The organism is Pseudoalteromonas sp. G5_S1_54_S4 (assembly GCF_054968565.1).
Window position 1 is genome coordinate 1 of record NZ_JBQKUL010000076.1, and the last position, 9442, is coordinate 9442.

Below are 9442 nucleotides of genomic sequence, written 5' to 3' on the forward strand. Positions count from 1 at the left end.
TTTCATTCTTCCAGATCGGCCAGATCGGTTTCCAGGTTGCGCCTGATGCTGGCTATCGCTTGCACCAGGTCAACAGTGGCTAGGGCGTCCGCAACAGCCTCATGAGCACCCCCCCCGCCAAGTCACCCCTGCAAAATGCACCGCATCGGCCAAAGAGATCGAGCCGTGCCGGTTTGTTGGGCCAAACGCATCGGCAGCCAGGTACATCGCGCAATGCGTTTTAAGTTCGCTGACCCATTCGACCGGCTCACCAAACGCCGCCGAAGTTTGGCGTAACATGCGGGTATCAAAGTCTGCATTGAAGATTACCAGAGAGCGGCCACAGAGGATTTTTCGCACTTGGGCTGACACTTCCGGCCAGGTTGGCGAGTTCGCTAGCCCGGATTTCTCATAGTGCTCCAACAACCTTCGCAGACCAAGCCTGGTAGTGCCAGATCCGAGTGGTCATGGTCGAAGTTGGCGATTATTTAGCCAGTTTCCGGCATTCAGGCACAACTCCCCCTTTCCCCCATTGGTATCGGGCCGGGGGAGCCCGATTATCTACTGGGGCACCAAGCGCTGAACCAGTGCTGAGAGATCGTTCTTGTGTGGATAGCTATCACTCATCAACACCCGTATTCGGCGGGTGTTGCGGATGATGACTGCGCCAACCTTGATCAGCTTCAAGCGCAAGGTGCCGGCACTCATACGTTCGAAGGGCGTGTTTTTCAGATGCACCCGCAAACGCTCGAACAGGGTGTAGGCGAAGCCGGATAAGATCAGCCGCCACTGGTTGGTCCACCAGTGTGTGCTGGAGGTGCGACCGGCAAACAGATCCAGTTGTTGATCCTTGATCCGGTTCTCCATATCACCCCGTGCGCAATACTGTTCGTAGTAGAGCTTGAATCCGTCATCGTAGCGGGAGCTGATAACGAACCGGGGGTTCGGGCCTTGAGGGCCATATTCCAGGCGCGCAACCACCCAGCGTGGCTTATGCCAGCTTCGGGCTTTGTAGCGGAAGCGGAAGGTGCTGGCGAGCTTATGGCCATGAGCCTCGTAGTAGGTCCGGACTTTGTCCATGGCTGGGGCGGCAAGCGCCTCCAGCCGCTGGTTGCGGGCCATGCCTACGATGTAATCCACCTGGTTGCGATCGCACCAGGCCAGCAGTCGGGGCTTGCTGAAGTGGGAGTCGCCCCGGAACACGATCCGGGTCTGTGGCCAATACTCGCGAATAAATCGCACCAGCAGCGCCAGAATGGCCCAGCTGTGCCGGGCATCACCTCGATTGCTGGTGCGCAGATAGCTCACCAGCAAGTGCCTACCGCAGAAGACGTAAAGCGGGAAGTAGCAGTGATGGTCGTAATACCGGTTAAAGAACTTACCCGGCTGGTCGCCGTGCACCGGAATATCGGTGCCGTCAAAATCCAGCACGATTTCCTTGGGCGGCTTCTCATGCTGCTCGATAAAGTGGTGCCAGAGCAACTCATGCGCTTTGACAATGGTTTGCCGATCCATCGCCTGCTCCATTCGACAAAGCGTGGACTTGCCGGCCAGAGTCGAGGCATTCCCCGTGGCGGTTTGTAGTGCCTGATCAAAGCGAAGCGCTTCATGATCATTCAGATCTTCGTAGCCACCGGCCACACCGTAGACCCGTTGCCGGACCAGGGACTTGAGCTCATGACGAATCATCCGGGGATCCCGCTGGTCGGTCAGAGTCTCGGCCAGCCGTTGGGTTAACCGGTGTTGTTTGTCGACTTCGCGCAGTAACAGCAAGCCGGCATCGGAGGTGATATGGCCTCCGGAGAAGTCGGTTTCAATCTGGCGGCGGGAAAGTGGCGAGAAGGTCAGTTTTTGAGGTACCATTTTGGATAGCGGTTGTTGGTGTTGATTGATGGTGTAAGGTCCTGAAATTTTAACACTTTCAGCCGCTTTCTTTTATCCCCTCATGAGAAATTCGGGCTAGACTGCCCCTTGATTCACAACAGATAATAGATCACCTGCTCAATGGGGGCAGGGGGCTTCTGGGCACACCAATTAATCATGGTTGGTGCCGATAACATGCTGGAGAATATTTTGATTAGTTGCCCCAAGTGTGAAGGGGTGCTACTATGATTTCCCTGATGATTGACCTAAAGGAGAAGCTCATGAAATGTCCAGTATGCGAGAGTGTTGATCTGACGATGGCCGATCGACAAGGTGTGGAAATTGATTATTGCCCCAAATGCCGGGGCGTGTGGCTGGACCGGGGGGAGCTGGACAAGATCATCGAGCGTAGTGCCGTAGAACTGGCGCCGCCACCACGTCGCGAGCCAGAACCCCGAGGCTATGACAAGCACGGCGGTTACGGCAAGCATGGAGGCCATGGCAAACATGGGTATCGCCGCAAGTCCTGGTTGTCGGAAATTTTTGATTAGACAGGTTTGTTCAGGCGGCGCAACTCGGGTGGACATGGGCCTGCCTGGTGTCACCGCGGCGCAGGATCCTTACGTCTGGACTTTGACCTGGGGCCTTGACGCGCACCGCGGTCATCTGGTGGTCAAGGATGCGATACGTTGTGTTGGCGGAGGTGAACGTCACCCTTAGAGGAAGCAAATCATGGGACATCATCTTTTCCGGCGACCCAAACACAGACGGTATCGCGACATGGGTGGGTATTATGAGGGCGATGACCATTCCGGCTATCGCGAACGCAGAGCCCTGCCGGTGCTGAATATTCCGACCTCGGTCATCGTGGCCGGGCTGGTCATATGGTCTGCGCTTTCGCTCGGCGCTTGGTGGCTGGTCGATCCGGTCCTCTCCTGGATCTCCGGTGCAGCCGGGCCACTGGCCGATACCGGAGCGGGGCTTGCGAAGTGGTTTGGCCTTGGGGAGGAAGCCACGGCTTTACGTGATGCGGCCAATATTGAGGGGCTGCTCGGCTGGGCGGGTGGATCGATTCATTTTCTTGTCAAGACGGTCGTTCTGCTGGTTTGGGTTGCAGGGCTGATCGCGCTGATTGCAATACCCGCTGTCCTGCGACGAGGACAACGGCGACAGTAGTGCCCGAAGACTGATCGGAACCACCTTGCGCATGACATCCGAACCTCCGGTCATGACCGGACCGCTTCTCTTTCTCGACCATGTCGAGAAATATGTGTTACGGCTCTCTGTCCTTTTCATTGCGGACAATGGCGAGTGCCCGGAGCCAATCGAAACGGTCCACGGCGTACATACAGCGGAAATCCTCGCGGAATACGATCATATGACCGTTTGGCGAGCACGCTTCGACCTGCCCGCAAACCGCTCGTCCTGTTATGCCTGGAACGGCCAAAGTTACTCCTTGGCAAGTGATTTTCGAGGCGATATACGGATCGCCTATGTGTCCTGCAACGGCGAGCAAATCGGCGATCTGGAGCGCGAAGGGTCCGAGCGCAATGCGATGTGGGCACGCCTGACAGAAGATCACCGGAACGCGCCGTTTTCCCTGCTGCTGCACGGTGGCGATCAGGTCTATGCTGACCAAGTCACCGAGGGTCACCCCCTGAGCGAGGACTGGCCCGAACATATCCCCAAGGATCCTTCGCGCGCCGATCTTGCCGATTTGCGCCATTATTTGCGCGAACGCTTCCTGGAGCGCTACGTGGCGCTTTATCGTGCGCCGGAATTTGTCTGGATCGCCGCGCGCGTGCCGTCTCTCATGCAGTGGGACGACCACGATATTTGCGATGGCTGGGGATCGCTACCGGGGTCGAAGACCGACACACCGGTCGGCCAAATCCTGTTTGATGTTGCCCGCGAGAGTTTTTTGACCTTTCAGCATGCCGCAGTAGATGGTGATCTGCCTGAACGGTTCCACGATCCTGCCGGGCTGCATCTGGGCTGGAGTGTTCGCACAGCCGGTCTGCGCCTCCTTGCACCTGATATGAGGTCGGAGCGTACGCGCCACGAGGTAATGGGGGACGGCGGCTGGAAGATGATTCGAGCTGAGGCCTCGACCCCGGTGCAGGGTCACACGTTCCTGATGTCCAGCGTGCCGTTGCTGGGTCCACGCCTGTCGGTGCTTGAGGCTCTGATGGTCGCCATCCCCAAAATGCAGAAATACGAGGACGATCTGCGCGATCAGTGGCAAAGCCGCGCTCACCGTGACGAATGGTGCGATATGCTTCGGGTGATCCGGGACATGGCGCTTGCCAACGGCCATGATGTCACGGTGCTTTCGGGGGAAATCCACCTGGCGACGCGTGCCACGATGAAGCTCGGCGCCGGTCGCTGGTTACACCAGCTGGTTGCCTCGGGCATTGCGCATCGCGCCCCGCCAAGGGTGTGGGCACGAATTCTGGGGGCCCTTGCACAATTTGGTGAATCGCCGCTCAAGGCGTGTCCGATCCGAATCCCATGTATCCCCGGTCAGAAGTCGCGCTATATTGCGGAACGCAACTATCTGGTGCTTGAGCGGCGTTCAGATATATGGCGCGCCCGTTGGGCTCTGGAAGAGAGCGGGATAACACCGCCCCTTATTCTGTGATAATAATCTTCACACATGTATGTAAGGCCGCTAGCGCGGTCGTCGGAGTTTGCGCAGCCGATGATCCAGCACCAATGACCTGTAAATTGTGTGTTATTACCTGCCTTTTTCAATCCGTCATTCACGTCAAGCAGAAGCTCGAACAAATGAACACGCCTTGTATCCCCATCCAGGAAGAGTGGTCCGAGAGTTTGTTCGATCCACTTCATTGGGAGCTTCCTGCAACGGCTTCCTGTTGTCTGGTTGATTACACCGACATTTCCGCATTGGATACCCTACCCACGGGTGTAACAGGTGGAGCAAAACGAAATGCGAGCAAGCGCAGTGCGTTGAACACGACGACAATAGTCGACCCTTCGTGAACCGCCACCGCAGGTCCAATCCCAAGACCGAGAATCGTCGCGGGAACCAGCAAGGCAACAACGCCCAGGCTGAACCACAGGTTCTGTCGAATGATTGAGCTCGTCGACCGGCTCAACGCCACGGCGAAGGGCAAATGGTTCAGGTTATCCGCCATCAGAGCCACATCGGCGGTTTCCAGCGCGACATCCGAGCCCGCCGCGCCCATGGCAATGCCGACTGTGGCGTTCGCCATCGCGGGAGCGTCGTTGACGCCGTCGCCAACCATCGCTACTTTAGCCTCTGCGCGCAGTTTTTTGATCGTCTCCACCTTATCATCGGGCATCAGATCACCGCGTGCCTCGTCAAGGCCGACAGCCCGCGCGACAGCGTCCGCGACCTGCTGATTGTCGCCAGAGATCATGATCATCCGGCGAATGCCGATCGTGCGCAGCGTCTCTATCACCGCCGGTGCCGCTTCGCGCGGCGTATCCATCAGCCCAATCACGCCAAGATATCGGTCGCCTTGGCGAACAACCATCGTGGTGCGGCCGTTCGCTTCCAATGCTTCTATTTGGATCTTCAGAGAAGGAGGAATGGCAGGGCCGCCAATCTCCGCGAACAGGTCATCCTTACCGATGTAGGTTGTCTCGCCCTCGACGTCTGCCACGACCCCGCGGCCCGTAATGCTGCGCAGGTTCAATGACTCGGCGGCAGGCGTATCGCCCAGGCGTTCGCGTCCACCCCTGACAACGGCAGCGGCGAGGGGATGGTCGCTCAACATCTCGACCCCAACCGCCACCCGCAGAAGCTCCTCTTCCGCTACGTCATCGGCCGTCACCACATCGACGAGCTTCGGCTTGCCTTCTGTCAGTGTGCCGGTCTTGTCGAAGGCGATGGCCGTCAGCCGCCCCAGATTTTCGAGCGGGGCACCGCCTTTGATCAGAACACCGCCACGGGCGGCGCGTGCGACCCCGCTGAGAACCGCGCTTGGCGTCGCGATCGCAAGCGCACAGGGGCTTGCCGCTACCAGTACAGCCATGGCGCGATAGAAGGTGTCGCTGAAAGGTTCGTCGACGACGAAGCCCGCAAACAAAAGCGCAACGGCAAGAACCAGAACCGCCGGTACAAAGATGCGTTCGAACCGGTCGGTCAGGCGCTGGGTGGGCGATTGGTTGGTTTCGGCCTCGTTCACCATCTTGACGACGCGGGCGAGGGTCGAATCCGCCGATGTGCGCGTGACTTGAATTTCCAACGCACTGCCGCCGTTGATCGTACCGGCAAAGACACGGTTTTCGGCATCCACGAGGTCGGGTTTTTCCGCGGCAACGGTCGCATCCCCGACGGGTGATTTGTCCACCGGCACGCTCTCGCCTGTGATCGGTGCTTGATTGACGCTGCTTTCACCCTTGATGACGAACCCGTCCGCGGCCAGACGCTCGTTCGGCTTCACCAGCACGATGTCACCGACCCGCAAAGCATCGACGGCGATCTCTTCGACCTTGGCATCCCGGCGCACGGTGGCGGTTTTGGGCGCCAGGGCGCCAAGCGCTTCGATGGCCCGCTTGGCGCGACCCATGGCATAGCCTTCCAGCGCATGGCCAAGACTGAAGAGGAGCAGCAACAATGCGCCCTCGGCCCATTCACCAAGCGCTGCCGCGCCCGCCGCCGCCACCAGCATCAGAAAATCAATCTCGAACCGGCCAGTGCGCACACTGTCAATAGCCTCGCGCAGGGCGTAGTAGCCGCCGAAGAAATAGGCGGGCACGAGGACGAACAGGGGTGCCCATGGCGGCGTCGCCACGAACTTCGGCAAAAGCCAGCCAATCAGCAACAGCGCACCGCACAAGGCCACAAAAATAAGTTCCGTTTGCGCACCAAATATGCCGCCATGCTCATGATCGTGTGCTTCTCCAGTCGGCTCATGCGGTCTGGATTCGTCTTGTACCAGCGACAGTCTCATGTTCTGAAGGGCATTGCGCAGAGTGTTTTCATCAGTTTGCCTTCGATCAAATTCAATCCGCAGCGGCCCCTTGGCATTGGCCTCGGCCTCTACAACCCCCGGGAGACTGCGCAGCTGTGCGCTGACCGCTCTTGCCCGACGTTGATCCGGAATACCTTCAACCTGCCACACGAGGTGCCCGAACTGAGAGGTAATCTCTGCCCCGAACGCCTTGGCGACTTCGCGGACTCGTTCAAGCGAAAGCAATGCGGGGTCGTAATGAATACATAGCTCCATGCCCCCACCGCTTTCTGTATTGCGAACGTGGGCGATAGAGACACCTTCACGAGTTTCCAGGCTCTCGGCTAGCCGCTGTGCACAAGCCCCATGCGCATCCGGCGTGTCGGGAAGGAGGAGCGGGAGGTCAAGGCGAAGTGTTTTTTCCATGGTTGCACATCCTATCTTTTGTTGAAACCAAAACGCGACTGGGATCGGTACCTGGAATATGCTGCGAGACAAACGCAAAGCCGCAGGCACACAACGCTGCTGCCGCGTAGGCTATCATGCTGGCTTCGCGGCGGTGCCATAACCGATCCATTCCGGTCAGCCCGCCCAACACCGTGCTGGCGATTGTTTTGCTCGCAAGCTGCAACTGAAATTTCCAAGCCAACTTCTTTCTCCAGTGTTTTTGTCTTTATCCGTTCAAGTAGGCGTAGTGTGGGATCATAATAAAGTTGGTAACAAACCACCTCTCTAAGCCCCACTTTACCCTACCAAGGATCGGTTAGAAAAGAATAAAGTTGGTAACTTTTCAGGCGTTCGCCGAAAAAGCCGGGTCCATCCATCATAATAAAGTTGGTAACTAATTTCAAGTAGTCTGGCAGTAGAAGAGGCAGGCTTAAAAAAGTCGTTTTAGTTGCCCAGTGGCCTGGGTCCTACCCCGTTACTTTCCTTATCGCATAGCCCCGCCAGCATGAGCAGCCTTGTAATGAAGCAGAAGCTGCAACGTAAAGTTCGTCGCAGTGCCAGACCTTGCTAAGCATTTGATACTTGAATCACGTCTTCGAATATCATTGGGAATCTCTCAAGAACTTCAGGCAAGTGATCGGTAAAGAAAAAACGCTTTCTGAAAAATTCAAAATCATCCTCTGGGTTAGCAAACTGCTCTTTAACTTTAGCGCGAGCGTGTTTTATTCCTCGGGCTTTAATTTCTGGGTTCTGAAGAACTCGGCTAACCAAAAATTCTATCCGTTCTCGCTTGCCTTTACCTCTACAGAATTTCCAGTAGTAACTTCGGAAACTAGCCTCGAATAAAGCACGAGCGCCAATAAATCTGAATCTTGGTTCATTGTCACCGATGTTTTTATTCAACGCTTCCATCGCCATATCGCCATCCTTAGCATCAAATAAAACGGCGTAAAAATCACGAAAGCGCCTCTCTAGGTCACCTGCTTTTACATCATCCTGCGCGCCAATGACGCCAAAAAATGGTGCGCCATCCATTTGAGTGGCAGTGCCAATAAGATTTGCCCCATCACATGCTCCTATTACAACTAGCGTATTGAGCCGACTTGCAAAATTTATTTTGATGAGTTCATTTCTAAATCGATTCCAAGGCAAATGATTGCCATCGGCAAGCATTAAGCCTTCCTCATCTCCATGACACTCTATATGGATTATTGGAACGATATTTTCTTTCGGTATTCTTTGGGAAATTTTCCGAAGACAGTTAATGAAGGCGTCGGAATCCTCAACCGAAATAAGCTCACCAAATAGGTTCTCGCTGTAAGAATCGAGATGCATTAACCGATCCTCAAAAAGCCGTGTCCCAGTCTTGAGCTCTTCCTCAGCCAGAGACTCAATGACGATCACTTTGTTCAAAAGGCCTGTGACTTTCATATTTGTCCTGATTATTTGCCGATCAAGGAAACCGGTGCCGGCGCAAAGCGGAGGAAATCCAGCGTCCGATTGAACGACTGGTTTTGCTAAGTTTCGGCTCTATTTCAGCCAAGCCCCGACACTTGTTTTCACCTCGAAGAAGGTATCAATTTTGGTTCGATCCTCTTCAGTCAAATTTCCTATTAACCTGGCCATAAAAGCTGAGCCCAAACCTTCAGTTGCTGTTTGCACCAGCGGATGCAGTTTTCGAGAGACCTCGAAAATGAAATTCTTTTCAAATGCGATATTTCGACCACCGGAGTTTTTTAAGGAGCCAACCTTCTGCGCGTCGGCCAAGGTCAAAGTCCCCCCAGTATGAACGATGGAGTGGCGGAGCTGCCAGAGTGTCGAGAGCCTCTCGATGTCATCGCCACTGAATGGGACATATTGAAGCTCAAAGCAGTTAAAGTATCTATTAACCCTCTCTGCATCGTGCCAGCCAGACATTGAATCTGAGAGTAGTGTTCCTACTGAATTTGCGCCGGTTGCTCTATGCGCAGCCAACCGAGGCCAATCGATTTGGATGTTTGTTTCCTTTGACAGTTTTTTGAAAAACTCGTCAACCTTAAAGCCGGCTAAAAATACCGAAAAATCAAAAATACCGGCGAAAAGATATCTTTGATAGGTCTCGAAATGGCCCATCACAGTGGGTAAAACAGCCACCACTAGGTGCTGTAAACTATCAACAGCATCTTTATTAGGGTATACGGATTTAATGGTTGATGGGTCACCTTCACCCT

General features: G+C 55.4%; 7 protein-coding genes. 3 read left to right on the forward strand and 4 right to left on the reverse strand.

The genetic code is table 11. The features are described 5' to 3' along the window. Positions 1-540: 540 nt before the first annotated feature. On the reverse strand, positions 541-1842 hold the full coding sequence (locus ACTRWE_RS18240; RefSeq protein ID WP_011784498.1) for an IS1380-like element ISMaq3 family transposase: 1302 nt from the start codon (positions 1840-1842) through the stop codon (positions 541-543). 281 nt (positions 1843-2123) lie between these two features. Between ACTRWE_RS18240 and ACTRWE_RS18245 the strand changes: the two genes are divergently transcribed. The 3 genes from ACTRWE_RS18245 (at position 2124) to ACTRWE_RS18255 (ending at position 4483) form a co-directional block, all read left to right on the forward strand. After that, positions 2124-2393 carry a TFIIB-type zinc ribbon-containing protein gene (locus ACTRWE_RS18245; RefSeq protein WP_172515652.1) on the forward strand — a complete coding sequence of 90 codons (270 nt, stop codon included), beginning with the start codon at positions 2124-2126 and terminating at the stop codon, positions 2391-2393. Between the two features lie 181 nt (positions 2394-2574). Further along, positions 2575-3018 carry a hypothetical protein gene (locus ACTRWE_RS18250; protein ID WP_039882014.1) on the forward strand — a complete coding sequence of 148 codons (444 nt, stop codon included), beginning with the start codon at positions 2575-2577 and terminating at the stop codon, positions 3016-3018. A gap of 31 nt (positions 3019-3049) precedes the next feature. After that, entirely contained in the window at positions 3050-4483 is a 1434-nt protein-coding gene (locus ACTRWE_RS18255) for an alkaline phosphatase D family protein (protein WP_074211047.1), read from the forward strand. Positions 4484-4730: 247 nt separating this feature from the next. Here ACTRWE_RS18255 and ACTRWE_RS18260 read toward each other — a convergent pair whose 3' ends face one another. The 3 genes from ACTRWE_RS18260 to ACTRWE_RS18270 all read right to left on the reverse strand — a co-directional run. Next, positions 4731-7211, reverse strand: a complete 2481-nt coding sequence (locus ACTRWE_RS18260) for a heavy metal translocating P-type ATPase (RefSeq protein ID WP_008173696.1) — start codon at positions 7209-7211, stop codon at positions 4731-4733. Between the two features lie 588 nt (positions 7212-7799). Continuing rightward, the gene (locus ACTRWE_RS18265) at positions 7800-8663 is read right to left on the reverse strand and encodes a hypothetical protein (RefSeq protein WP_462880450.1); all 864 of its coding nucleotides are present in this window, start codon (positions 8661-8663) and stop codon (positions 7800-7802) included. A 99-nt stretch (positions 8664-8762) separates the two neighbouring features. After that, the coding region (locus ACTRWE_RS18270) for a hypothetical protein (protein ID WP_462880451.1) at positions 8763-9442 on the reverse strand (680 nt) is incomplete at its 5' end.